The 376-nt window shown below is 68.6% G+C and carries 1 protein-coding gene; it reads left to right on the plus strand.

All coding sequences use genetic code 11. The features are described 5' to 3' along the window. On the plus strand, window positions 1-376 hold a 376-nt coding region (locus AMS65_RS00120), incomplete at both ends, for a DUF4349 domain-containing protein (protein WP_157501928.1).

A 376-nucleotide genomic window follows, 5' to 3' on the forward strand; every position in this document is an offset into this window, starting at 1 on the left:
CGTTCCCGCCGATCGCATGGATGATGCGTTCGAGGCGCTCACCGGCCTCGGCGAGGTCGTCTCGCAGAATCGCTCATCGGTCGACGTCACCGTTCAGCACGTCGACCTGCAGGCGCGGGTCGACGCGTTGCAGGATTCCGTCAAGCGGCTGACGCAGCTGATGCAGGGCGCGGCGTCGACGAGCGAGCTGATCGAAGCGGAGACCGCGCTGTCGCAGCGTCAGCAAGACCTCGATGGGCTGCAGGCGCAGCTCGATGCGCTCGAGGATCAGGTCGACCAGTCCACGATCTGCGTGACGCTGACCGCGCCGAGCACGCTGCCCGGCGGCGGGCCCCAGAACTTCTGGGAAGGCCTGGTCGCGGGGGTCGGCTCGCTC

Source organism: Leucobacter celer subsp. astrifaciens, assembly GCF_001273835.1.
GTDB classification, from domain to species: domain Bacteria; phylum Actinomycetota; class Actinomycetes; order Actinomycetales; family Microbacteriaceae; genus Leucobacter; species Leucobacter celer.